Here is a 23,584-nt window from a genome sequence, read left to right on the forward strand (position 1 = left end):
ATCGCGAATCACGAATCACGAATCACGAATCACGAATCACGGCCCCATTAAAAGAGGTGTGCGTTGAACGATTTACTTGTCAGCAGCCTGCAGAATCCGCGCATCAAGGCGGCGATCAAACTGCGCGACCGCCGCGGCCGGGCGGCGAGTGGCCTGCTGCTGATCGAGGGTTTTTTCGAACTCGACCTGGCGTGGCGCTGCGGGGTGGTGCCGCAGGAACTCTTCTTCTGCCCCGAACTTGCCCGCGCCGCGGAGCTCGGCCTGCGGGACGAACTGCGCGCTGCCGGCACCCGGGTCTATAATGTGACCGCGGCGGTGATGGGGAAGCTCGCTTACCGCGATCACCCCGACGCCTGGCTGGCGACGGCAGCGGCGCCGCGGCACGCGCTGACCGATCTCCAGCTGTCCGCCAACCCGCTACTGATTGTCGCCGAGGGGGTCGAAAAGCCCGGGAATCTCGGTGCCATCCTGCGTTCGGCCGATGCCGCCGGAGTCGATGCCCTGATCGTCTGTGACGGCGGGACCGACCTCGCCAATCCCAATGTCGTCCGGGCGAGCAAGGGGGCGCTTTTCCGGGTGCCGGTGGTCGAGGCGGGGAGCAGCGAAACCTTCGCCTGGTTGCGGGAACGGGGGATCAAGGTGGTGTCGGCGACACCGGCGGCGCGCTGCGCCCACTGGGACGCCGACCTCCGTGGCGGGGTGGCAATCGCGGTCGGTACCGAGAAGGAGGGACTGTCAACCCTCTGGCTGGAAGGGGCCGATCTCGGCGTCGTCATCCCGATGCACGGAGCGGTCAATTCCCTCAACGTCGCCCAGGCGCTGACCCTGCTGGTCTACGAGGCGCTGCGCCAGCGCAGTTGCGGCGGCTGACCATGTACTGGTACTTCGACTACGACGAGCCCCTCTTTCGCCCGCCTTCGGAAGCGCAGAGCCTGATCTTCCAGATCACCATCGGCTGTTCCCAGAACAACTGCACCTTCTGCGGCATGTACAAGACCAAACGCTTCCGGGTCCGGCCGCTGGCGGAGATTGCCGCCGAAATCGCCGCGGTGCCGTTGCATCACCGTGCCCACATCCGCCGGGTCTTTCTCGGCGATGGCGACGGTCTGGTCTATCCCCAGGCCGGGCTGCGGGAAATTCTGGAGCTGCTGGCAGCCACCTTCCCCAATCTGACCCGGGTTGGCGCCTATGCCTCGCCGGGGAGCCTGACGACCAAAAGCGGCACCGAGCTGGAGGAACTGCGCGCCAGGAAGCTGCGCATCCTCTATTTCGGCCTGGAGAGCGGCGATGCCGTCACCCTCACTGCAATCCGCAAAGGCTTCAGCCCCGAGCAGATGCTGGCGGAATGCCGCAAGGCCCGCGCTGCCGGCATCAAGCTCTCTGTCACCGCCATCCTCGGCCTCGCCGGTCGCGTGCGCAGCCTGGAACATGCCCGCGCCACCGGCGCCTGGATCACCGAACTCTCTCCCGAGTACTTCTCCCTGCTCACCCTTTTCACCCGCCACAACGACGCCTTTTTGCACAGCATCGAACCGCTCAGCCATGGCGGTATCCTCGAAGAGGCCCGCGAACTGTTGCAGCATCTGGCTCCGCAGCAGACCATCCTGCGTTCCAACCATGTCTCCAACTTTCTCGAACTGGCGGGCAGTTACCCCAAGGACCGGGAACGGTTGATCGCCCAGGTCGAAAGCGCGATCCGCGAAGCCCGCCGTCATCCCGACTGGTACGCCCGGGTTCCCGATTACCGGGAGGAGGTCTATTGATTCACCGGGGCTACCGGTCTTTTCGCCATCTGATTCACTGGAAGTAAGCTATTTTGCGGTTGTACTTCAACCTCTTTGGAACCGATTAACACTTGGGGGGATGAAGTTGTGATGGAAATGGCTGGTGAGATGGGGGGGATGGTTAGGTTTCCGGGCTTGGCACAATGGCTGCACTGTTTCAACCCACTTTACATTGAAATGGGCGAGGCGGCGTTTCAACGCCGACCTCTTTGCGTGCTTCATACGTGGCTGGAAAGGAGAGGGTTATGAGGGATTTTATGTATTCGTCAGGGAAGGTCGCCGGATTGCTGGGGGTTATGGTCGCCACGGCCTTGTGTGCGTTGCCGGCAATGGCCATGGACACGTTCTTCTCCGGGCCACGGGCTTTGGGGATGGCGGGAGCCAACGTGGCCTCGGTCAACGACACCAACGCTCAATATTACAATCCGGCGGCGTTCGGGTTTATGGGACACCAGACCGAGGACGGCGGAAGGACCGATAGCGATAACAACAACCTGGGGCGCAAGGACTGGGGGATCGATGTCAATGTCGGTGCCGGCATCCGCTTGCACCAGGATTTTGGTGATTATATTGACACCCTGGCCAATATCGACTATCAGCGACTGAGTAACGAAGGGATTCAGTCCGAATCGGACCTGGCCGACCTGGTGAATCTGCTGAATGGCCTCAAGGCCTTGGAAGATCCGGGCAATGCCATTACTTCCAGCGCCAATGCCGCTCTGGCAGTGCGGGCCGGACATTTCGCCATCGGCGGTCGCGGCAGCTTCGAAGCGGCCGGTCGGGTGTTGAATGTCGACGACCAGAATTTGGGGATCACCAATTCCAGCCTGGGTTCAGGTTCCAACCTTAACGACCAAATCACCAATGCCGTAACGACGCTGCCGACCGGCTACCAGCCGGCACTCCTTTCCGCCGCGGATCAGGGGTCCCTGCTTGCGGCCGGGCTGACTCAGGATGCCATCAATCGGATCGATTTCGTTGCCAACCAACAGGGCCTGACGGTAGCAGAAGTCGGAGCCCTGGTCCCCAACCTGGAGACTCTGGTCGACCAGACCCTGAATGGCGGTGGCGGGGATCTGCAGAACAACACGACCACCGTGGCTCTGAACGGTTTTGCGGTGGCAGAAGTTCCCCTCTCCTACGGCTATGCCATCAACGATCACTGGGCGGTCGGGGCCAACCTCAAGGTGATGAAGGGGCGGGTCTATGGAACCGAAGTGCTGGTTTTCGATGACGGCTCCAGCGATCTGCTCTCCAATGTGAGGGATAATTATCAGGATTCGACTACCTTCGGAGTTGACCTGGGGGTGATGGGGCGCTACAAGATGGTCAATTTCGGCTTGATTGGACGCAACCTCAACTCGCCGGAGTTCGACGGTTTTACTTCCACGACCCAGTTGAGCAATGGAACTACCCAGACGGTCAACGTCGCCGCCGTCAAAATCAAACCTCAGGCAGCCATCGGCGTGGCTTTCATTCCCTTTGAAACCTTGACCCTGGAGGTCGATTACGATCTGACCAAGAACGAAACTGTGCTTAAAAATCCGGTCACCCAGGAACACTATTCCACTCAGAACATTTCCGCCGGCCTGGAATGGGACGCCTTCCGTTTCCTGGCCCTGCGCGTCGGCATTTACAAGAACCTGGCGGAGAGCGATATCGATGTGGTCTACACCGCTGGCCTCGGCCTCAATTTCTGGCTGATGCGCCTCGATGTTGGTGGCGCCTACTCTGGCGAAACCGCACGTTACGATGGTGAGGACTACCCGAAAGAGTCACGGCTTGCCGCCCAGTTGAGTTTCGACTTTTAATCTCAGGTGGGTCGAATTCCCCGAAGCTTGCTTCGATGAAAGCGATCAATCTAAACTTTTGATACCCCGTAGCTTGCTGCGGGGAGATTCATTCTCTAACTCGGGCAACTTCTGGTTCTTCGCCCCCTGCCGTTGCGGCAGGGGGCTTTTTTATTGGTGCGCCAGGCATGGCGCGTAGCGCCTTGACTGGCGCTGTCTGATTCACTGTGGTGGTGAATCAGTGACTTGGGGGTGAAAGTCCCCTGCGGACCCTGATGGCGGGAACCGCTAGCCGGACGGCAAGGGTGTCCATCGCGAGGTGGAATCTGAAGGAAGCCGCAGGCAAAATCCCGGTCCGACGAACAGAAACCGCATGAGGCAGTCTCATCCGGGCGAGAAGGCCAATATCTTCAAAGCCCGATAGCCATCCGGGAGGGTGGGGCTGTAGATGCGGCGGGTAGATGGGAGGAAGGTCACGCGCATTACCCTGGGAGATCTGTCGGTCTGCCTCGTGCTACCGTCACCGTAAGGTGTCGGGACGGGCCGGCAGAAGTCAGCAGAGGCCGTAGTAGCCGGAGTAACCACCCGGCAAAGGGCCGAACACGAGGCGTCGTTTCAGGAGACTCGCGTTTCGATGACGACAAGAGCAGCAGAAGTCCCGGTCGAGATACCGGGAGCCGTCCCGGAGGGCAGCGGCCGGAAGCCGCCAGAGCATGGGAGCGGTGCGTCAAACGTCACGGCAACGAGAGACCCTTCCTGGACGAAAGCGGAAAGGGGGCTGATGGAAGACGTCGTCAGCCGCCCGAACATGATGGCGGCCTTAGAGCGGGTGGAAGCCAACAAGGGCGCCCCCGGCATCGACGAGATGACGACGGGCGAGCTTCGCGGTTTTCTCAAGGAGAAGTGGCCGACCATCAGGGAAGAGTTGCTGAATGGGACGTATCGCCCCCAGCCGGTGCGGAAGGTGGAAATCGAGAAGCCCGACGGGGGAGTGCGCACCCTGGGAATCCCCACGGTGTGCGATCGGCTCATTCAGCAGGCGCTGCATCAGGTGCTGACGCCGCTATTCGATCCGGACTTCTCCGAGAGCTCCTACGGGTATCGTCCCGGACGGAGTGCCTGGCAGGCGGTTAGAGCCGCCCGTCGGCATGTGGCCGACGGCAAGCGCTGGGTGGTCGATATCGACCTGGAGAAGTTCTTCGACCGGGTGAACCACGACATCCTCATGTCGCGGGTCGCCCGTAAGGTCGAAGACAAGCGGGTATTGCTGCTCATCCGGCGGTACCTGCAAGCCGGAGTGCTCGAAGGCGGGCTTGTGTCGCAGAGGGTGGAAGGGACGCCGCAGGGTGGTCCCCTCTCACCTCTTCTGTCGAACATCCTGCTCGACGCGTTCGACAAGGAACTGGAGAGGCGCGGTCACGCCTTCTGCCGCTACGCCGACGACTGCAACATTTACGTGCAGACCAGGCGCAGCGGCCAAAGGGTCATGGCCAGTCTCACCCGGTTCCTGGAGGAGCGGCTGGCACTCAAGGTCAACGTCGCCAAAAGCGCCGTCGACCGTCCTTGGAAAAGGGTCTTTCTGGGTTACAGCATGACCTTTCACAAGAAACCCCGCCTCAAAGTGGCGGAGTCGAGAGTGAAGCGGTTCAAGGCCGGACTCAGGAAGGTCTGCCGACGGGGCAGGGGACGCAGTCTCGCTCAGGTCATCAAAGAAATCACCCCGAAGCTACGGGGGTGGGCCTCTTACTTCCGCCTGGCGGAGGTCAAAGGCATCTTCGAAGAACTGGACAAATGGCTGCGGCGGAAGCTGCGCTGCATTCTATGGCGACAGTGGAAGCGCCCCTATACCCGGGCCAAGAGGTTGATGCAGCGGGGATTGCCGGAAGCCCGGGCGTGGAAATCGGCCACGAACGGGCGAGGCCCCTGGTGGAACTCAGGGGCCTCGCACATGAATGAAGCGTATCCGACATCCTTCTTTCGCTACTTGGGGCTGATCCGCTTGACCGATCAGCACCGCCGCTTTCAGAGCGCCTTGTGAACCGCCGTGTACGGAACCGTACGCACGGTGGTGTGGGAGGACGGCGGGGGCGACCCCGCCTCCTACCCGATGGGACTTCAGGTCCCCGAAGTGGATGAAGGGGATGGTACGGGGGGGGTGGGAGGGCGCAAAAGGCGCAGGAATTCGATCTCCGGTGCCGGCCGGGTGAGGTGGACCCCCTGCAGCTCATCGCACCCCTGGACCAGGAGAAAGGCTCGCTGCTGTTCATTTTCCACCCCTTCGGCAATGACGGTCAGCCCGAGATTATGGGCAAGGCCGATCGTGGTGCGGACGATGGCGGCGGCGGCCTGGTCGGTGAAGATTTCGTGGATGAAGGTGTGGTCGATCTTCAATCGTTTCACCGGCAGGCGGCGCAGCAGGTTGAGAGAGGTAAAACCGGTGCCGAAATCATCGACGGCGATGGTGACCCCGAGCCCGGAAAGACGGGGGAGGACCGCCGCCGCCATGGCCGGGTCCTGCTGCAGGATATTCTCGGTGACTTCGAGTTCAATCCGCTCCGGCGGAAGCCCGGTGTCGGCGAGGGTCTGTCGCAGGGTGGGTAACAGCTCGGGGTCGGCCAGTTGCCGGCGTGACAGATTGATGGCGATGCGTACTGGGGGACATCCCTGGCGGTCCCACTCCCGGGCCTTTTCGCAGGCCCGGCGCAGAATCCAGTTGCCGAGGGGAAGGATCAGGCCGGTCTCCTCGGCCAGCGGCAGAAATTCTCCGGGGAGGAGCATCCCTCGTTCCGGGTGGTTCCAGCGAATCAGCGCCTCGACCCCGCAGATGCGGTTGTCGGCGACCGCCACCTGGTCCTGGAAATAGAGCTGGATCTCGCGCCGATCGAGGGCGTGGCGCAGGTCCACCTCGGTGCGCAGACGCTGCTGGGCCCGGTCGTTGAGGTTGCGGGAGAAGTAACGGTAGGTGTTGCGCCCCTGTTCCTTGGCGAGGTACATTGCCATATCGGCGTGGCTGATCAGGTTTTCGGCCTTGTCGGCATCGTCGGGAAAGAGGGCGATACCGATGCTGGTCGAGGTAAAGACTTCCTGCCCCTCCAGGCGGACCGGCAGGGTCAGTGCGTGCAGGATCTTGCGGGCGGTGACGGTGGCATCGCCGGAGTTGTCGAGGCCGTTGAGAATAATCACGAACTCATCCCCGCCAATGCGAGCCACGGTATCACTCTTGCGCACGCAGCCGAGCAGGCGCTTGGCGACGACCTGAAGCAAGTGGTCGCCGGCGCCATGGCCGAGGGTGTCATTGACCACCTTGAAGTGGTCGAGGTCGAGGAAGAGGACCGCCACCTGCTCCTGCTCCCGGCCGGCCTGGATCAGTTGCTGGTCGAGACGGTCCTGCAGCAGCAGCCGGTTGGGAAGCCCGGTGAGGGTGTCCTGGTAGGCCAACTCCTTGACCGCCGCCTCGGCGGTTTTGAGGGCTGTGATATCGTCGTGGGTAACGACGGCAAAGGTGCCGCCGTCATTGTTGAAGGGGGTGATTCTCCCCAGGTACCAGCGCACTTCCCCATCATTGGTGCGGGAGTATTCGAGAGTGAACTCACTCAACTGGCCGACCAGGACCCCGCGGATGCCGCGGGCAAAGGCGTCGGCCGCCGCGTGCCCCCTGGTTGCGGCGTGATCGAGAAGGTCAAGATAATTGTCTCCCTGCACCGGCTGCTCCGGGAAGGGGCAGTGGGCATGCTCCTGCCAGCAGCGATTGGCCGCCAGGATACCCCCGTCCGCCGAGAGGATCGCGACCCGCTGGGCGAGGGCATCGACCGTGGCCCGGGCGAAGTTCTCCGAGGAGCGCAGCGCCTCTTCGATGCGGCGGCGTTCGCTGATGTCCATCGCCATCAGCAGGGTTCCGCCCGGACTATTGGTCTCGGCAGCGATGGGGGTGCAGGAGACCAGGGTGCAGAGCTCGCCGCCGCCGGCGGTTTGCAGGCAGAGATCGGCGACCGAACCCGGGCCGTCCGGTTTTTCCCGCAGCAGCGCCGCGGCCCGCTCGCGGCTGGCGGGAACGATCAGGTCGAGATAGGGGCGCTGCAACAGCGCCTCCTCGGGGAAACCGAGCATTTTCGCCATCTGCCGGTTGACGAAGTTGACCATGCCGGCCGGAGAGACAATCAGGATTCCCTCTTTGGTCGCTTCGACGACCCGCCGGTAGCGTTCCCCCTGGTTGCGAATCTCCTCCAGCACCGGCTGCAGGCCGTAAATGCCGCCGAGCAACAGGAAGGAAACGCCCAGGCTTAGGATTTCTTCAAGAATATCGGGGGCAAAGCCCTGGGGCGAGATCAAGGCGCGGCAGAGGGTATAGAGGGGCCGGAGGGTAGCGACGATGAGTGACCCGAGGAGGAGATAGCAGTGCCAGCGGTGCCGGAGATGACGAGCCAGGCGCAGGGCCAGCACGGCAGCGGCGCCCCGTAGCAGGATGGTTGCGGTCAGAATGAGCAGGACGATGGTGGTAGTCATGCAGCTGTCGTCGCTCCGGTCGCTGTTTCCAACTGCGAAAACCTTTTGCCGCCGGCCGCTGCCGGCAGCGGGAAGCTTTGGGGGACTGGGTTCATGAAGTATAACAGGGGTGTCCGTTTCCGCTTGGCGGGAAGAGGCTCCCTGCAGGTCTGGGTTTTTGGTTCAGGGGGTCCCTGTCGATGGCGGCAGGGGAAGCCAGCGGTCGAGGATGCTGCGCAGCTGGGGAGTGCGGAAAGGTTTGCCGAGGTGGTCATCCATCCCGGCGTCAAGGCAGTCCTGGCGATCCTCATCCAGAGTGTTGGCGGTCAGAGCGACAATCGGCACCCGCTGGCCACTTCCGGCGGTGCGTTCCTCGGCACGGATCATGCGGGTTGCGGCATAGCCATCCAGTTCCGGCATCTGACAGTCCATGAAGATCAGGTCGTAGGGGGTCCTAGTCCACATCTGGAAAGCCTCTTTCCCATTCCCGGCAAGCTCGGATCTGCAGCCAAAGGTCTCGAGCAGGGTCTTGATGACGTCCTGGTTGACGGGGTTGTCCTCCGCGATCAGAACCAGTCCGCGACCGGTTCCGGCTTCCAGCACCGGGCCTGCCTGCTGGGGAAGAGCGATTTCCGGTTCCGCCGGCATGGCCGCCAGGGCCTGGTGCGACGGCAGGGGAACAACCAGGGGAATGCGGAACCAGAAGGTTGTTCCGCCGCCCGGGGAGCTCTCGACGCCGATCTCCCCCTTCATCAGTTCCACGAGCTGGCGGACAATGGCCAGACCAAGGCCGGTGCCGCCGAAGGAGCGGCTGCGGGAGTCGTCCACCTGGGAGAAGGATTCGAAGATGCTGCGATGGTATTCCGGCGGTATGCCAATGCCGGTGTCGCTCACCGCAAAGCACAGCATCTCGGGCCGGCCGGAGGCATCATCCCGCCGCACCGAAATCGTGATGCCGCCCAGCTCGGTAAATTTGACACTGTTGCTGATCAGGTTGAGCAGGATCTGACGTATCTTTTTGGCGTCCCCTTCCAGGAGCGCGGGGATGTCGTCGGCCACCGCATACTGCAAAGTCAGCCCCTTGCGTTCGACCTGGACCAGGAAGAGGTCGCAGGCTTCGGCAATCAGCTGCCGCAAGATGAAAGGACCGCAGCCGAGGGTCATCTTGCCCGCCTCGATTTTGGAGAGGTCGAGGATGTCGTTGATCAGGTCGAGCAGGACTTCGGAAGAGTGCATCACCGCCGCAGCCTGCTGCCGCTGCAGAACGGAAAGGTCCCCTTGCAGCAGGAGCTCCGTCATGCCGATGATGCCGCTCATCGGGGTGCGAATTTCGTGGCTCATGTTGGCCAGAAAACGCGATTTGGCCCGGCTTGCGGCCTCGGCCCGGTCGGCCAGGTCGACGGAGATATCGAGAGCCTTCTGCAACTCCCGTGTGCGTTGCGCGACCAGTTCTTCAAGCTCCTCCTGCTGCCGGGCAACCCGGTGGCGGTAGTCCCGCAGATGTTCAAGCATGAGCATGAAGGCGTCGCCAAGGGCGACAATCTCCCGGGAACCGGTCATGGCAACATTCTGATCGAAGTTGCCACCGGCTATATTCCGGGTCGCCTCTTCCAGGGCCTTGAGCGGCGCGGTAATTTTTCGGGTTGCGATAACGGTCAGCGCCACTCCGCCAAGGGCGAGCAACAGTGAGGTCAATCCGGTAGAAAGGGCCAGGGCGGTAATCTTCTCGCGGTGGGGGCCGAGGTCGAGGCCGAGGCGGATACTGCCGATGAGTCCGGGAGCCGGGGCAATGCCGTGGTTGATTCTGGCGATGACATCACCCCTCTGGCCGAAGACTGGCACCACCAGTTCCAGGTAGGGGTGGCCGTTGCTGCCGGTCCATTCGCGGGGGGCTGCGTCCAGGCTCCCAGGGGCGGGTTCGGCAGAAATTTCGTTGAAGGAGCCGCCAGGGGTCGCAGGATCCTGGATCAGCAGCTGCTGCTGGTGGTCGAAGATGGCGACATAGGCGATATTCTCGTCCGCAAAGGCCAGGTCGATCAGTTCACGCAAGGCAGCGGGGTCGGCGGTATAGATGGCGTATGCGCTGTTCTGAGCAACCATGGCCGCAGTGGTTTTCAGCCGGTTGACCAGCTGTTGAGTGTGCGAACGAATCTCGGTTACGGCCAGATAGGCGCCCAAGGCGAGGGCAGTAACCAGAATCAACCCGATCGTCAGCAGGTTGAATTTGGTGGCAAGGCGCCAGCTGTGCCCGTCTTTCCAGGGTCGCCGCAGCTCCATATCAGTAAACCTCCTGGGCAGCCCGCAGGACCTTCTCCGGGAACTCGATCTTCATCTGCTCGGCGGTACGCCGGTTGAGGGTGTAAAGAACCTTTCGCGGTGTCTGCAACGGCAGGCTGGCGGGGCTGGCCCCGGCAATGACCTGTTGTGCCAGTTCGGCGCACTGGCGACCGATATCCTGATAATCACGTTCCAGGGCGACCAAAGCTCCTGCTTTGACCCAGGCCGCAGAAAGTCCGAAAAAGGGGATGCGGTTGCGGAAGGAGAAGAGCAACAGGCTGCGTGCCGTCTGGGTGTTGATCACCATCTGATCGCTGAGGCCCCACAGGACATCGGCATGCCTGGCCAGGGTGGTCAAGGCCGCCGGTAGCTCACGGGGGGAGGTGATGGGAACAGCATCCAGGGTGAGACCACTGCGCCGGGCAAACTCGCGGGCATCCGCGATGCGCGCGGCATTTTCCGCCGGGTTGTAGGCGACTCCGATAGTGCGGGCCTGCGGCAGCAGCCGTTGCAGCCAGGCGAGTTGGGTGGCGACCGGGAAATCGAGCACCACCCCGGTGACGTTGGCATTCACGGGGAGCAGCTGTTCACTCAGAACCAGGCCGAAAACGACGGGGATATCGGCGACCTCGCTGGCGATGGTGTTAAGGGCGCGCGAACCGAGAACGAAGATCACCTGCGGCCGGCGGTTGCGGATGCTGGCGATCTGCTCGGCGACCAGCGATTCGTCCGCGGCCAGAGAATAGACTTCCAGATCGAGGTCCTCGCCGAGGCCGGCGAAGCGCTCCCGGAAACCTGCCAGCATCGCCGTGACCGGGGCCTCGGCCTGGGTTGTCACCACGGAGACGACCACGGCGGCATGCGCCAACCCGGCGAGCGCCAAAAGGAGCAGCGCCAGGGTCAGGGCCAGCACCCAGGCCAGCCGTCGCATGTCGGGGACTGAAACCATCGCCGGTCCCTTCAGAAACTGTAGGTCAATTGGCCCCGGATGGTACGGCCGTCCTGGACGATGCTGTCCTGAAGGTGAGCCGCCGAAACCGGGTCGGAATAACGCTTGTCGAACAGATTGAAGAGGCTCAGGGTCAGTTCGAGACCTGGCAGCAGTTTTCTTCCGGAAAGGGTCAGGTTGGTAATCGCGAACCCGCCGCACTCCCTGCCGGAGACGGTCCTGCGGCTGCTGGTATAGCGCTCTTCCACCGCCAGGAACAGGTATTCGGTCACCAGGGGGGCGACCAGGCCGAATTTTACCAGGTGGCGCGGTGCATTGCTGAGCGTTTCCCCGCTGCGCTGATCCTCAGCGCGCTGCAGGGTGTAGCTCCCCGTCCTTCCCAGCCGCCGTTAAGGCGTCCTTCCAGCTCCAGTTCCAGCCCTCTAGCCTCCACCTTGTCAAGATTGCGAAATACCAGAAGTCCGTCTGCCGGGTCGAGGGTCAGATTGATCAGGTCATCAATCCGGTAATAGTATCCGGTGGCCACTGCGCGCAGGGCATCTCCGAAATACTGCTCCCAGACCAGTTCCCAGGTCCGGATCGTCTCCGGGTCGAGGTCGGGATTCGGTTTCTGGGTCACGAGTCCGTCGTGATAGTAGTTTTCAAAGGCCGACGGGGCACGGAAGGCCTGGCCGTAAAGAAACTTCAGCGCCGTTTTTGGCCGGGGGGTGTAGATCAGGGCGAGGCGCGGGCTGGTGGACCAGCCGAAGGTGCTGAAACGGTCGCAGCGCACCCCCAGGCTGAGCGAAAGGTCCTGGCCGACCCGGTATTCGTCCTGCAGAAAAAGGCCGATATTGGAGGTCTGCTGCCGGGAATCGAGGTTGACGGCAAGGTCCGAATTCTGCAGATCCTGGCGGAAGTTATCCCGGTACTCGCCGCCGGCGACGAGATGGTGTGGTCCGATCGATTTGCCGAGCTGGAATTCGCTCCCCCACCATTCACCCCTGAACCGGTCCTGGTTGACGACCAGCAACGGGGGCGGGACCGGCGCAAAGTCATAGACATAGTCACCCTCGGCCCGGAAGTCTTCATAGCTGGCGCGGAAGAGCAGCTCCAGCTCCCCGGGGAAAAGGTGCTGGTAGTGGAGGCGGGCGGAAGCCTGGCGCCCGGAGGTCCGGTTGCGGGGGTCGTTGAAGACGGTGCCGAAGGCCCCGGTGGGGGTTTCCTTTTCACGGTCGCCGAAGGCGGTCTCCAAGGTGAAGTCGCCGAGGGAGACCTTGCCGAACAGGGTATAAACCTTCTCCCCGTCGCGGTCGGTAGCGACCCCGGCGTTGGTTTCCGGAGCGTCAAATTCCGCGTAGTAGAGGGACGAATCCCCGTTGCTGCGGTAGCTGCTGCCGGACAGGAGGAACTCGCCCCCCCCGGGAAAGCGCCTGCCGTAACTGAGGCGACCGCGGTAAGTCTCCTGGCTGGCAGCGGTGGCAGCCAATTCAGTCCCCTGCAGGTCACGCCCGCGGCGGGTGATGACATTGATGACGGCAAAGAAGGCGTTGCTGCCGTAGAGGGAGGACCCCGGACCGCGGACCACCTCGATTCGATCGATCAGGGCGACATCGAGGATGAAGTCGTTGCCGATGGCAGCGGTGTCAAAAATGTTGTTGTTGCTGCGACTGCCATCAATCAGGAGGAGGATGCGGGAATTGAAGTCGCCGGGGCGGCCGAAGCCACGGACCCCGAGAAATTCGGTCTGCCGGTCGTAGCTGGTGTAAAAACCGCGCTGGCTGCGCAGAATGTCGGCGAGGGTGCGGTAACCGTATTTGCGGATTTCCGCGGCGGTAATGATACTGACCGCCGATGGCGCCGCGGTGACTTTCTGTTCGTACTTGGAGGCAGTAAAGACCGAGGGAATTTCCGCGAACAGGATGTTCTCTTCGCCTCCCGGAGGTTGGGCCAGCCCTGGGCAGGCACTCCCGAGCAGGAGGCCCATGGTTACCAGGCGGCAGAAACTGCGTCCCAGGAGATGTCGCCGGTCAGCCACGGTGCCCTCCAGACAGCAATGGGTAGCGGGTCATTTCGCGGGGCGGGCCGGAGGGTAATGCTCCCGGACCGCAACCTTTGCATGCACCGGCCTTGTACCGGGCGATTCCAATGAATGTCTGCAGGTACGCATGACCTGACATTAATGCTGACTACTTATATCGCAAATAAGGGGTCTGTCAATTTCCCCCGGATGGCGGCCCGGACTCCGGCGGAAGGCGCCGGAACCCGGGCCGCTTTTTCAGCTCTCCCGGCGCTGCAGGCGGGTCATCGATTCGAGGTAATCGAAACTCTCGCCGCTGTCAAACCAATTGTCAAGTCGGCGCAGGCAGCAACAGCCCATCATCATCCGCTGCATCACCCGGCTCAGCCCGGTAGTGGTGCGGACATGGGCCGACAGCCGGTCAAAACCGCGTTCCCCCGCTTCCCGGCAGAGGCCGGCCATCAGGGATTTGACCCCGACCGTCTGGCGGCGCCCCGGTAGCGTCTGGATCAGGTCGATGTAGAGAGTCCGGGGATTCTCCGTCATCGCCGGGTCCCAGGGACGCAGCTCGGCGCCAACCCGATCCTGGGGAATGGCCAGGAGATAGCCGGCGATCACCCCTTCCACCGTCCGGGCGATCACGTTGATATTCAACCGGTCGGAGAGGCCCTGCCGGTAGTAGGCTTCGGGGTCCGGAAACTGCATGCGCGGGGGAAAGGCGCTCTGCTGCAAGGCGACCAGCTCGGCGACCAGTTGCGGTTGGCAGCCCGCGGCGATTTCGATTCGGATGAGGCGATTCATGGTTGGACTCCTTTCCAGAGAAGAATCAGGTCGGTGATGCCACCGCAGCCGAGGGTATAGACCTGGACCCAGATGAACATCTGGAGGCCGCTGGCGGCCACCAGCAGGGCCAGTTGCGCCCCGCGGGAGGTGAGGCGTCGGCGCAGGTAGATCAGGAGTTGGCAGGGGCCCTCCCAGAGGAGCAGCCGGACGCAGATCGCCCCTTCCAGCAGGTGGCCGACCCAGGGGGTGCGGTTGCCGGAGAACTCGGTCCAGCGGCGCAACGCCTGCATCAGGGTGATATCTACGCCGAGGCGGTCATTGCAACGGATGAAGAAGCTGGCGAGGGCCAGGTTTGCGGCCCAGAAGGCCAGCCAGATCTCGGTCGTCGAAAACCCCCGCAGTTTCAGCCAGCCGAACAGGGTGGCACTGACCGCCAGCAGCAGCCATTCGGTGAGGTAAAAGGTCGGAACAAGGGCCGCCAGCAGCAGTCGCGAGCGGCGTTCGGATTTGATCGGCCGCTCAGGCATGGTGCTCTCCCCAGGTCGTCAGGGGGAGCGGCACAAAGGTGCAGTCCTCCGCCACCGGAGAAGGGGCGGGCAGCGCCCGCAGTACCTCCTGCTCCAGCAGCGAGGGGTACCAGGACCAGTAGGGGTCCCGCTCTCTGGCAATCGGCAGCAGGGGTACGATCAGCGGCTGGAGTCCGTAGCGGGCGGTGACCTCCTGGAACGCCGGGCGGATGATCCGCCGGGTGAATTCCGATTCCTGACCCTCGGTGTGAAAGTTCTCAAAGAGGATGCCATCACAGATGAAGAGGCTCAGCAGTTTCGGCCAGAAGCGGGCCGGCTGCCCCCCCATCCGCGCCAGCCAGCGACTGTTGTCCAGAACTTCCACCCCGGGGAAATGCTGTTGCAGGAGGCGATGATGGAAGTGGATAAGTCCTTCCCCCCAGCGGGTTTGAACCACCCGCAAGGGCTTGCCGTCGTAACGTTCGACATCGATAAGCCAGTGGCTTCGGGTGCGGTAACCGCCGTTCTTCCCCTCGCCCAGGTAAAAGGTCTGCTTGGCCAAGGAGAGTTTGTCCGGATTGCCGGAACAGAATTTGTCCTCGCCATAGTCGGGACAGACAATTTTCAAACCGACCGATCGGACCCGGGCTGCAAAGATATGGAATTCGAAGTTGGGGGTTGCCAGTTGCCGGGCGAGGACCGCCCGCGGACCCGCCCGCAGAAAGTCGGGGAGGGGCCCCAGGTCATTCCTTAACCGTTCCTGGAGTTGCGCATCTTCCCGGCGCTGCCACAGGGCGAGACGAGCTGTTTGGGCGTTGACGTACATGGCGGTATTCTCCTTTCCACGCTGATGGGAGTCCCCCGGGGTGACCGGTGAGACCTGGCAAATCCGCTGCAGGAGGATTCCGGCAGCGGGGCTTTGAACCCTAGGGTAGCAGCCGGGGGGCACTAATTAACTGACCGGTCGCGGGCAGCGGCTGGCGCATGGGAGAGGATTGGATAACCGGGGGGAGCTTCAGAAGGGGAAGAAGAGCGGGATCAGCAGGGTGGCAAGGAACCAGACGAGGAGATTGAGGGGGGCGCAGCATCGAGTGCGGCGCGGAACTGCTGCGCAGCGCGGGTCGGGTCGGCGACGGCGAGCAGGGCGGCAATGGCCGCGGCTCCGGCAGCCCCGGCGGTGCGCAGTTGCGGGACGCGGTCCGGGGTGACGCCGCCGAGAGCAAAGACGGGGAGTGCCCCGGCGACACAGGCCGCAGCCAACTGGGGAGTGCCGACCGGCTCGCCAAAGGGGGCCTTGGCGGGGGTATGCCAGATGGGGCCAAAGGTGGCGAAGTCGGCCCCGGCCGTGGCGGCCCGGCGCAGCTCCGTCAGGTCGTGGGTGGAGACACCGAGGAGCGCCCTGGGCCCGAGCTGCCGCCGCGCTTCGAGAAGGGCGGGCGGGTCCGGGCCGAGATGAAGGCCGTCAGCGGCGACGGCCCGGGCGACATCGAGACGCCGGTTGATCAGCAGCCTGGCGTGGTAGCGGGAGGTCAGGCTGCGCAACTGCCGGGCGAGGTGGAGAAATTCCGCTGCGGGCAGATCCTTCTCCCGCAGTTGCACCGCCTCTACGCCGCCGGCCAGGGCGCGCTCAACCGCAGCGAGGAGGTCGCCACCGGGGACGACGTGGCGGTCGGTAATCAGGTAGAGGGAGAAGGGGATGGCGGGCGTCATGAGGTCAGGCCGCCCCGGTGGTTCGGTCGAGAAAGGCGCTGTCCCAGTCTTTCCAGACCGGGTCGTATCCCTTGCTGCGCAGCATTGCCGCAAACTCGGCCGGGGTGCGGTCGTCGTCGATGGCAAACTGTTCGGTCTGCTTCCCGGCCCCGGCGTAACCGCCGGGAGCGGTGCAGGAACCGGCGCTCATCTGGGTGATACCCAAAGGGAGGAGGTGGTCGCGGAAAGTGGCGCTCTCCCGGGTCGACAGGACCAGGCCGGCGTCGTGGAGGAGCAGGCGCATGGCGCAGATCAGCTGCACGAAACTGCGGTCGGAGACCAGATACGGTGGCTGGAAACCGCCGTCGGCGGGGCGCATGCGTGGAAAGGAGACGGTCAGCTGGCTGCGCCAGAAGTGGCGGGCGAGGTAGCGGCCGTGCAGACCGGTGAAGAAGGCCTCGCTGCGGAAGGGGCCGAGGCCGAGGAGGGCGCCGATACCGAGTTTGCGCAGGCCGGCGGCGCCGCCGCGCTCCGGGGTGGCGAGGCGCCAGGCGTAATCGCGCTTGCGGCCAAAGGGGTGCATCTCGGCGTAGAGGGCCGGATCGTAGGTCTCCTGGTAGATGGTCAGGGCATCGACCCCGGCGGCCGCCAGACGGCGGTATTCGTCCGCTGCCATCGGGAAGACTTCGAGGCCGATGGAGGCGAAGAGGGGGCGGACCCGGCGCACGGCAGCCTCGAGATAGCCGACATCCGCGGCCTGGGGGGCTTCCCCGGTCAAGAGCAGGACGTGGCGGAACCCCTGGTCGGCGAGGACCCGGGCCTCCGCCTCGATTTCATCGAGATTAAGGGTGTTGCGGGCGACCCGGTTCTGGGCGGCAAAGCCGCAGTAGCGGCAGCCGTTGTGGCACTCGTTGGAGAGATAGATCGGGGCGTAGAGGAGGATGGTGTTGCCGAAGCGGCGCCGGGTGATGCGGTGCGCCTTCTGCGCCAGCGGCTCCAGGTAGTCCTCGGCGGCCGGCGAGAGGAGCGCCATGTAGTCGGACTCGGTCAGCCGTTCGGCTGCCAGGGCCCGCTCGACGTCGGTGGAAGTCTTGGCCGCGATGTCGGACTCGACCTGTTCGGGGGTGTAACGCTGGATAATGTCGAGAAAACTCATGGTCGTTATAGATCCTATGGGTCCCATAAGTCGTATGGGACCTATAAAAAGCTCTTGCTAATCCCGCAGAAAACCGGTCAGGGGGCTGCTCGCCTCGGCCCGGGTGCGCTGCTCGCCGAGCCCGGCCAGGAACGCTTCGCGGCCGGCCTCGACTCCCTTTTTGAAGGCGGCACCCATGGCGCCGGGGGCGCGGGCGACGGCGAGGGCGGTATTGACCAGCACCGCGTCGGCCCCCATCTCCATCGCCTCGGCGGCGTGGGAGGGGGCACCGAGGCCGGCATCGACGATGACCGGAACGATCGCCTGCTCGATGATGATGGCGATCTGCTCGCGGGTGCGCACCCCGCGGTTGGTGCCGATGGGGGCCCCCAGCGGCATTACCGTGGCGGTACCAGCTTCCTGCAGGTGCTTGGCCAGCACCGGGTCGGCATTGATGTAGGGAAGAACGATGAATCCTTCCTTGACCAGGACCTCCGCCGCCTTGATGGTCTCGATCGGGTCGGGGAGGAGATAGTAGGGGTCGGGGGTCACCTCCAGCTTGACCCAGGGTTCGCAGCCGGCCGCGCGGGCGAGCCGCGCCAGGCGGATCGCCTCCTCGGCGTCGCGGGCGCCGCTGGTGTTGGGGAGGAGCAGATAGCGGGCCGGGTCGATATGGGCAAGCATGTCGTCGGCCGGGTTGTCGATGTCGATCCGGCGCAACGCCACGGTGACGATCTCGCAGCCGGACTGCTCCATCGCCGCGACCATCAGGGCGCTGGAGGCGAACTTGCCGGTGCCGACGAGGAGGCGGGAGGTGAATTCGCGGCCGGCGATAATGAGTTTGTCCATGATCGAATCCTTGGTTAAGGCTTGGTTGCTTTTGTTCGGGACGTGGGAGGAGGGACGCGGACAGGCAAGGACGGGATCGTTCCCGTCCTGCGTTCCTCGTCCCGGATCCTTATCCGCCGCCGACAAACTGGACGATCTCGACCTGGTCTCCCTCCGCCAGCAAGGTGGCAGCGAAGGCGGCCCGGGGAACAATGGCGCGGTTGCGCTCCACCGCGACCCGGGCGGGGTCGAGGCCGAGGGCGGCGAGGAGCGAAGCAACGCTGCTGCCGGCGGGGATGTCGACGGGCTTGCCGTTGGCGATGATCTGCATGGATTCTCTCCTAAACCGGGTCTGCGCCGAGCAGCAGGCGCAGTACGGCGTTGGCCTGGTGGTGGGCGGCGATCCCAACCCGCGGCGCCATCAGCCCCTGGCCGGGAGCGGCGGCGCTGGTGCCGTCGCCGACCAGGGTCAGGCGGCCCCCGACCTGCCGGCTGACGATCGTGTTGGCGGGGCCAAAGCCGGCCATCCCCGAGGCGGCGACCAGCGGCTTGTCGGCGACCTTGCCGAGGAAGGTTTCGACCAGCATCGCCTTTTGCTCGGCACGGTCGAAGGCCTCGACCATGACATCGACGCCGGCGAAGAGGGTCGGGATGTTGTCGGTCGTCAGTCGGAGGTGATGGGTGGCGACCTGCACATACGGGTTGATCCGCGCCAGGTTGTCCCGCAGCGCCACCACCTTGGGCAGGCCGAGCTGGTCGATGAAGTATTGCTGCCGGTTGAGATTGGAAGGTTCGACCAGGTCGAAGTCGGCGATGGTCAGCCGGCCGATGCCGCAGCGGGCGAGGGCGACGGCAATGCTCGAGCCGAGACCGCCGACGCCGGCGATGCCGACATGGGCCTTCTTCAGCCGGGCATGGACTCCCGGGGTGTGGCGGGCGACGAGCAGGGTTTCGAGTTCCTCGGCGGCGGGGATTTCGCCGCGGCGGATCAGCACCAGGCGGTCGTCCTCCGCCAGGGGCTGGTCCCCCTCCAGGGGGAAGCCGTTGCGGATCACCAGGTCGGCGTCGGGTTTGAATTGCTGGCACAGCGCGGCGACGGTGGTGCCGGCGGGGATGTCGTGGGATTGTTCGTTGACAAAGATGCGCATGTCCGAAAATACCAAGGGCCGCGAAAAGCGGCCCCTGCGGAACAATGCGTCCGGATGGTGCGCCGCTTTCCTACGCCGGAATGACCCGGATCAGGTTCGAAGGGTCGTCCGCTCGCGCGGACTCTCAGTGAAAGAAAATCACTCCCCTAGGGCTGCTGTCGAATTGTATGCTGAACCTACCAGCCGCGGCCGTCGCTTGTCAACGGCTTTGTCTTCGGTCGGCGCCCGGAAGCCTTGTTTTTTCGCGGCGGTTTGGTGTAGGATTAGCGAGCTTTGCCGGATAGGGCAGGGCGTTTCGACAAAGGAGTCATGATGACCGCACCCAATCCCGAGTTCATCCCCAAATGGATCGCCTGGGAATCGACCCAGCGCTGTAACCTCAACTGTGTTCACTGCCGCTGTTCCTCCGACATGGATGCCGCCATCGGCGATTTCAATACCGAGGAAGCCTTCAAACTGATCGACGACATCTGCGAGGTCAGCACGCCGGTGATGGTCCTCTCCGGCGGCGAACCGCTGCTGCGCCCCGACATCTTCGACATCGCCAGGTACGGGACGTCGAAGGGGCTGCGCATGTGCATGGCGACCAACGGCACCTTGATCACCGACGAAGTCTGCGCCAAGATGAAGGAGGCCGATATCAAGATGGTCTCCCTCTCCCTCGACGGCTCCACCGCTGCCATCCACGACGACTTCCGCTCCTGCCCCGGGGCCTTCGAAGGGGTGGTGCGCGGCGCCGAAACCCTCAAGCGCAACGGCATCAAGTTTTTGGTCAACTCCTCCTTCACCAAACGCAACCAGGCCGATATCGCCGCCACCTTCAAGGTCGCCAAGGGACTCGGCGCCACTGCCTGGTACATGTTCATGATCGTCCCTACCGGGCGCGGCGAGGAGATCATGAACGAACTGATCAGCGCCGACGACTACGAGGAGATTCTCGCCTGGCACTACGAGCAGGAGAAGGGGGAGGAGGACATCCTGATGCGCCCGACCTGCGCCCCCCACTACTACCGGATCGTGCCGCAGATGGCCAAGGCCGAAGGGGTCGACTTCAAGCGCCGCAGCCTCACTTTCTCCACCGGCGGCGGCAAGGGGTGCATCGCCGCCCAGACGATCTGCCTGATCGACTGCTTCGGCAACCTCAAGCCCTGCTCCTACTTCCATTCCTCGGTCGGCAACGTCAAGCAGATCTCCTTCAAGGATCTCTGGTTCAATTCCAGGGTCTTCAACGACCTGCGCGACTTCAAGAAGTACAAGGGGAAATGCGGCGAGTGCGAGTTCATCAACGCCTGCGGCGGCTGCCGCGCCCGCGCCGACGCCGTCCATGGTGACTACATGGCAGAAGAGCCCTTCTGCAACTACATCCCCAACCGCACCCGCAAGCGGATGGAGAAAGAAGCCGCGGAAAACGCGCCCAAGTGAAGTTCCCGGCGATGAGCGATGAGCAATGAGAAGGATGCCTTTCCCGTTGCTCATCGCTCGTTGCTCATCGCTATTTTTTCAGGAGGCAATAAACCGATGTCCACCGAATACACCTTTCTCAAGGCCTGCTGGGGCCAGCCGACCGATTATGTCCCCGTCTGGCTGATGCGCCAGGCCGGCCGCTACCTGCAGTGCTACAAGGATGTCCGCGCCAAGGGGGGCGGCACCTTTCTCGACCTCTGCAAGGACCCCGAGCGCGCCGCCGAGGTGACGATCCAGCCGATCGATATCCTGGGCGTCGACGCCGCGATCCTCTTCTCCGACATCCTCACCCCCATCGAGCCGATGGGGATGGCCCTCGATTTTGTGCCCGGTCCGGTCTTCGAAAAACCGGTCCGTACCGCCGCCGATGTCGACGCGCTCATCGTGCCGGAGGATATGGCCCAGGCCGTGCCCTACGTGCCGGCGATCATCCAGCGCCTGCGTAAAGCCTTCGAAGGGCGGGTGCCGCTCATCGGTTTTGGCGGCGCCCCTTTCACACTTGCCTGCTACATGGTCGAAGGGAAGGGGAGCAAGGACTTCGCGGCACTGAAGCAGATGATGTACGCCGACTTCCCCCTTTACGACGCCCTGATGAAAAAGATCACCGAGATGGACCGGCGCTACCTCAACATGCAGATCGCCGCCGGCGCCCAGGCGATCCAGATCTTCGACACCTGGGGCGGGCTCCTCGCCCCCCACGACTTCGAGCGCTACATCCTCCCCTACGTCAAGGAGCTGATCGACGGCCTCGACCGCAAGGGGATCCCGGTGATCTACTTCGTCAAGAACGGCGGCACCATGCTCGAGCTGGTCAAGGAAGCCGGCGCCGATGTCCTCGGCCTCGACTGGCACGTCAATCTCGGCAAGGCCCGCGACATCCTCGGCGACAAGATCGCCGTGCAGGGGAACCTCGACCCGACCGTCCTCTACGCCCCGAAACCCTACATCGAGAAGGAAGTGCAGCGCATCCTCGACGAGAACGCCGGCCGCCCCGGCTTCATCTTCAACCTCGGCCACGGCATCCTGCCGACGGTGCCGCCGGAGAATGCGATTCACATGGTGGAGTGCGTACACCGCTTGAGCGGGAAGTAAGCCAACTTTTTAACCATCGCTCAGGAGGCACAGCGCACGGAGAACTTCAAACGTCCCCCGGTGCTGTGCCTCCTGCTTTTTTGGGGAATCCGTAGGGTGGGTTGAATGCAATGAAACCCAACGGTGCCAGCATCGCAACGGCGGTGAATAATTCTGATACTTTCCAGGAGCGAAACAATGGATAAATTCATCGAAGAACATCGAGAAATCATCAAGCGCCTGGCGACACTTCGCGGCGCCACCCGGGTCAGGCTGTTTGGTTCCCTGGCGCGGGATGAGGGAGGACCAAAGAGCGATATCGATTTTCTGGTCGATCTTGAGGAGGGACGTTCCGCCCTGGCTTTGGGCGGGCTGCTGAAGGATCTTGAAGAATGCCTCGGCCGACGGGTCGATGTGGTGACCCCGATGGCCCTGCATCCTCGCATCCGGGAAGATGTCCTGAAACAGGCAGTTGACCTGTGACCGGGGCAGATCGAGATCAGTTGCTGATCGAACATATGCTGGAGTGCATCGCCCGCATTAAAAAGCCGCGTAGGTTGGCTTGAATGTAATGAAACCCAACGTTGCCAGCATCACAACGGCGGTGAATAATTCGGTTGAAATCCAGCGTGGTTTCCGGGGTCGCGGAGCATGTTGGGTTTCGCTTTGCTCAACCCAACCTACCGTCTTGCTCTGAATTGGGCCGTTATCGGTCCTGATCTGTTTGGAGGGTACCCCCATGGTTAAATCATCCGTCGCCCTGTTCGCCCTGGTATTCTGCATCGCCCAGCCCGTTATCGCCGGGTTCATTCCCGGTTTTGAGCCGGTGTGGGAGAAGTATCGGCGCGCTGCCTCCGTTCCAGCCTCTCCCGGCGGTGGCGGCGCGGCTTACACCGATCCAGCCACCGGGGTGGAGTTTGTCTTCGTCAAGGGGGGGTGTTTTCAGATGGGGTCCAATGATGGCGAAGCTGACGAGAAGCCGGTGCATGAGGTCTGTGTCGATGATTTCTGGATGGGGAAGTTTGAGGTGACTCAGGGGCAATGGCAGAAGGTTGCCGGCAGCAATCCTGCATTTTTCAAAAAGGGGGACAACTACCCGGTCGAGCGGGTCAGCTGGGACGACGTGCAGGACTACCTACGGCAGCTGAACGCGAAGAGCGGAAAAAACTACCGCCTGCCAACCGAGGCAGAATGGGAGTACGCGGCCCGCAGCGGCGGAAAACAGGAGAAGTTTGCCGGACTTTCCAGCGATGCCGAGCTGTTCCGATATGCCAATTTTTGCGACAGCAACTGCACCTACAATTGGAGGACGGCAAGCCAGAACGACGGATACAAAGAGACGTCACCGGTTGGCAACTATCAGCCAAATGGTCTCGGACTGTACGACATGGCCGGCAATGTCTGGGAATGGTGCAGTGACCGGTACGGTGACAAATACTACGCACAGAGTCCGAGGAACAATCCGCGAGGTCCGTCCGGGGGCTCCTACCGCGTGTGTCGCGGCGGCTGCTGGGACGTCAGGCCGGCGTACGTGCGGTCGGCGAATCGCGGCGGGCGCTCGCCCGGCGCCCGCGACGACGACCTCGGCTTCCGGCTGGCTTTCCCCGCCAGGTAGCGGAGGGGCGACAGGAGGCATCGGGGCACGAAGCGGAGCGCAGTGAACCAATGCCGGATGTGGC

The 23,584-nt window shown here is 63.2% G+C and carries 21 protein-coding genes and 1 riboswitch; of the genes, 8 read left to right on the forward strand and 13 right to left on the reverse strand.

Features of this window, described 5'->3' with window-relative positions; translation table 11 throughout:
- Nucleotides 1–63: 63 nt before the first annotated feature.
- The 4 genes from DBW_RS05065 (at nt 64) to ltrA (ending at nt 5,612) form a co-directional block, all read left to right on the forward strand.
- The gene (locus tag DBW_RS05065; protein ID WP_066725157.1) at nt 64–870 is read left to right on the forward strand and encodes a TrmH family RNA methyltransferase; all 807 of its coding nucleotides are present in this window, start codon (nt 64–66) and stop codon (nt 868–870) included.
- A 2-nt stretch (nt 871–872) separates the two neighbouring features.
- Nucleotides 873–1,763: a radical SAM protein gene (locus DBW_RS05070; RefSeq protein ID WP_066725160.1), complete on the forward strand. Its 891-nt coding sequence runs from the start codon at nt 873–875 to the stop codon at nt 1,761–1,763.
- A gap of 266 nt (nt 1,764–2,029) precedes the next feature.
- Nucleotides 2,030–3,595 carry a conjugal transfer protein TraF gene (gene traF, locus DBW_RS05075; RefSeq protein ID WP_197463732.1) on the forward strand — a complete coding sequence of 522 codons (1,566 nt, stop codon included), beginning with the start codon at nt 2,030–2,032 and terminating at the stop codon, nt 3,593–3,595.
- Nucleotides 3,596–4,208: 613 nt separating this feature from the next.
- Nucleotides 4,209–5,612: a group II intron reverse transcriptase/maturase gene (gene ltrA / locus DBW_RS05080; protein WP_066724184.1), complete on the forward strand. Its 1,404-nt coding sequence runs from the start codon at nt 4,209–4,211 to the stop codon at nt 5,610–5,612.
- Between the two features lie 77 nt (nt 5,613–5,689).
- On the opposite strand, the gene DBW_RS05085 is transcribed toward ltrA, so the two are convergent.
- The 13 genes from DBW_RS05085 to thiF all read right to left on the reverse strand — a co-directional run bounded on the left by DBW_RS05085 (nt 5,690) and on the right by thiF (nt 19,370).
- Nucleotides 5,690–8,077: a sensor domain-containing protein gene (locus tag DBW_RS05085; RefSeq protein WP_066725166.1), complete on the reverse strand. Its 2,388-nt coding sequence runs from the start codon at nt 8,075–8,077 to the stop codon at nt 5,690–5,692.
- A gap of 162 nt (nt 8,078–8,239) precedes the next feature.
- On the reverse strand, nt 8,240–10,333 hold the full coding sequence (locus DBW_RS05090) for an ATP-binding protein (RefSeq protein ID WP_066725169.1): 2,094 nt from the start codon (nt 10,331–10,333) through the stop codon (nt 8,240–8,242).
- Between the two features lies 1 nt (nt 10,334).
- Nucleotides 10,335–11,282: an ABC transporter substrate-binding protein gene (locus tag DBW_RS05095; RefSeq protein ID WP_066725172.1), complete on the reverse strand. Its 948-nt coding sequence runs from the start codon at nt 11,280–11,282 to the stop codon at nt 10,335–10,337.
- A gap of 11 nt (nt 11,283–11,293) precedes the next feature.
- On the reverse strand, nt 11,294–11,554 hold the full coding sequence (locus tag DBW_RS19035) for a TonB-dependent receptor (protein ID WP_066725175.1): 261 nt from the start codon (nt 11,552–11,554) through the stop codon (nt 11,294–11,296).
- Between the two features lie 23 nt (nt 11,555–11,577).
- A complete protein-coding gene (locus tag DBW_RS05105) occupies nt 11,578–13,299 on the reverse strand; it encodes a TonB-dependent receptor plug domain-containing protein (protein WP_066725179.1) in 1,722 nt (573 codons plus the stop codon).
- Between the two features lie 240 nt (nt 13,300–13,539).
- Complete coding sequence (locus tag DBW_RS05110; RefSeq protein ID WP_066725183.1) at nt 13,540–14,082, reverse strand: hypothetical protein; 543 nt, start codon at nt 14,080–14,082, stop codon at nt 13,540–13,542.
- Entirely contained in the window at nt 14,079–14,591 is a 513-nt protein-coding gene (locus DBW_RS05115; protein WP_066725186.1) for a hypothetical protein, read from the reverse strand. The genes DBW_RS05110 and DBW_RS05115 overlap by 4 nt, the downstream gene beginning before the upstream one ends.
- Nucleotides 14,584–15,396: a hypothetical protein gene (locus DBW_RS05120; protein WP_066725189.1), complete on the reverse strand. Its 813-nt coding sequence runs from the start codon at nt 15,394–15,396 to the stop codon at nt 14,584–14,586. The genes DBW_RS05115 and DBW_RS05120 overlap by 8 nt, the downstream gene beginning before the upstream one ends.
- Nucleotides 15,397–15,608: 212 nt before the next feature.
- On the reverse strand, nt 15,609–16,280 hold the full coding sequence (gene thiE, locus DBW_RS05125) for a thiamine phosphate synthase (protein ID WP_066725192.1): 672 nt from the start codon (nt 16,278–16,280) through the stop codon (nt 15,609–15,611).
- Between the two features lie 4 nt (nt 16,281–16,284).
- Nucleotides 16,285–17,415, reverse strand: coding sequence for a 2-iminoacetate synthase ThiH (gene thiH, locus DBW_RS05130; RefSeq protein WP_066725195.1), 1,131 nt, complete (start codon nt 17,413–17,415; stop codon nt 16,285–16,287).
- A gap of 57 nt (nt 17,416–17,472) precedes the next feature.
- Nucleotides 17,473–18,243, reverse strand: coding sequence for a thiazole synthase (locus DBW_RS05135; protein ID WP_066725198.1), 771 nt, complete (start codon nt 18,241–18,243; stop codon nt 17,473–17,475).
- A gap of 109 nt (nt 18,244–18,352) precedes the next feature.
- Nucleotides 18,353–18,553, reverse strand: a complete 201-nt coding sequence (thiS, locus tag DBW_RS05140; RefSeq protein ID WP_066725201.1) for a sulfur carrier protein ThiS — start codon at nt 18,551–18,553, stop codon at nt 18,353–18,355.
- A 10-nt stretch (nt 18,554–18,563) separates the two neighbouring features.
- Nucleotides 18,564–19,370: a sulfur carrier protein ThiS adenylyltransferase ThiF gene (gene thiF / locus DBW_RS05145; protein ID WP_066725204.1), complete on the reverse strand. Its 807-nt coding sequence runs from the start codon at nt 19,368–19,370 to the stop codon at nt 18,564–18,566.
- Nucleotides 19,371–19,420: 50 nt separating this feature from the next.
- A riboswitch (TPP riboswitch) is annotated at nt 19,421–19,528 on the reverse strand.
- 154 nt (nt 19,529–19,682) lie between these two features.
- Here thiF and DBW_RS05150 point away from each other — a divergent pair.
- The 4 genes from DBW_RS05150 to DBW_RS05165 all read left to right on the forward strand — a co-directional run bounded on the left by DBW_RS05150 (nt 19,683) and on the right by DBW_RS05165 (nt 23,520).
- Nucleotides 19,683–20,792, forward strand: a complete 1,110-nt coding sequence (locus DBW_RS05150; protein ID WP_066725208.1) for a radical SAM/SPASM domain-containing protein — start codon at nt 19,683–19,685, stop codon at nt 20,790–20,792.
- A 96-nt stretch (nt 20,793–20,888) separates the two neighbouring features.
- Complete coding sequence (gene hemE / locus DBW_RS05155) at nt 20,889–21,926, forward strand: uroporphyrinogen decarboxylase (RefSeq protein ID WP_066725210.1); 1,038 nt, start codon at nt 20,889–20,891, stop codon at nt 21,924–21,926.
- A gap of 177 nt (nt 21,927–22,103) precedes the next feature.
- On the forward strand, nt 22,104–22,388 hold the full coding sequence (locus DBW_RS05160; protein WP_066725212.1) for a nucleotidyltransferase family protein: 285 nt from the start codon (nt 22,104–22,106) through the stop codon (nt 22,386–22,388).
- A gap of 256 nt (nt 22,389–22,644) precedes the next feature.
- On the forward strand, nt 22,645–23,520 hold the full coding sequence (locus tag DBW_RS05165; protein WP_066725214.1) for a formylglycine-generating enzyme family protein: 876 nt from the start codon (nt 22,645–22,647) through the stop codon (nt 23,518–23,520).
- Nucleotides 23,521–23,584 lie beyond the last annotated feature (64 nt).

This window comes from Desulfuromonas sp. DDH964 (genome assembly GCF_001611275.1).
Taxonomy (GTDB): domain Bacteria; phylum Desulfobacterota; class Desulfuromonadia; order Desulfuromonadales; family DDH964; genus DDH964.

Bases quoted from the DNA above. Each gene is read 5' to 3' on its own strand.
- DBW_RS05070 (WP_066725160.1), top strand. From the start codon at position 873: ATGTACTGGTACTTCGACTACGACGAGCCCCTCTTTCGCCCGCCTTCG.
- traF (WP_197463732.1), top strand. From the start codon at position 2,030: ATGAGGGATTTTATGTATTCGTCAGGGAAGGTCGCCGGATTGCTGGGG.
- ltrA (WP_066724184.1), top strand. From the start codon at position 4,209: ATGACGACAAGAGCAGCAGAAGTCCCGGTCGAGATACCGGGAGCCGTC.
- DBW_RS05085 (WP_066725166.1), bottom strand. From the start codon at position 8,077: ATGACTACCACCATCGTCCTGCTCATTCTGACCGCAACCATCCTGCTA.
- DBW_RS05090 (WP_066725169.1), bottom strand. From the start codon at position 10,333: ATGGAGCTGCGGCGACCCTGGAAAGACGGGCACAGCTGGCGCCTTGCC.
- DBW_RS05095 (WP_066725172.1), bottom strand. From the start codon at position 11,282: ATGGTTTCAGTCCCCGACATGCGACGGCTGGCCTGGGTGCTGGCCCTG.
- DBW_RS05110 (WP_066725183.1), bottom strand. From the start codon at position 14,082: ATGAATCGCCTCATCCGAATCGAAATCGCCGCGGGCTGCCAACCGCAA.
- DBW_RS05115 (WP_066725186.1), bottom strand. From the start codon at position 14,591: ATGCCTGAGCGGCCGATCAAATCCGAACGCCGCTCGCGACTGCTGCTG.
- DBW_RS05120 (WP_066725189.1), bottom strand. From the start codon at position 15,396: ATGTACGTCAACGCCCAAACAGCTCGTCTCGCCCTGTGGCAGCGCCGG.
- thiE (WP_066725192.1), bottom strand. From the start codon at position 16,280: ATGACGCCCGCCATCCCCTTCTCCCTCTACCTGATTACCGACCGCCAC.
- thiH (WP_066725195.1), bottom strand. From the start codon at position 17,415: ATGAGTTTTCTCGACATTATCCAGCGTTACACCCCCGAACAGGTCGAG.
- DBW_RS05135 (WP_066725198.1), bottom strand. From the start codon at position 18,243: ATGGACAAACTCATTATCGCCGGCCGCGAATTCACCTCCCGCCTCCTC.
- thiS (WP_066725201.1), bottom strand. From the start codon at position 18,553: ATGCAGATCATCGCCAACGGCAAGCCCGTCGACATCCCCGCCGGCAGC.
- thiF (WP_066725204.1), bottom strand. From the start codon at position 19,370: ATGCGCATCTTTGTCAACGAACAATCCCACGACATCCCCGCCGGCACC.
- DBW_RS05150 (WP_066725208.1), top strand. From the start codon at position 19,683: ATGACCGCACCCAATCCCGAGTTCATCCCCAAATGGATCGCCTGGGAA.
- hemE (WP_066725210.1), top strand. From the start codon at position 20,889: ATGTCCACCGAATACACCTTTCTCAAGGCCTGCTGGGGCCAGCCGACC.
- DBW_RS05160 (WP_066725212.1), top strand. From the start codon at position 22,104: ATGGATAAATTCATCGAAGAACATCGAGAAATCATCAAGCGCCTGGCG.
- DBW_RS05165 (WP_066725214.1), top strand. From the start codon at position 22,645: ATGGTTAAATCATCCGTCGCCCTGTTCGCCCTGGTATTCTGCATCGCC.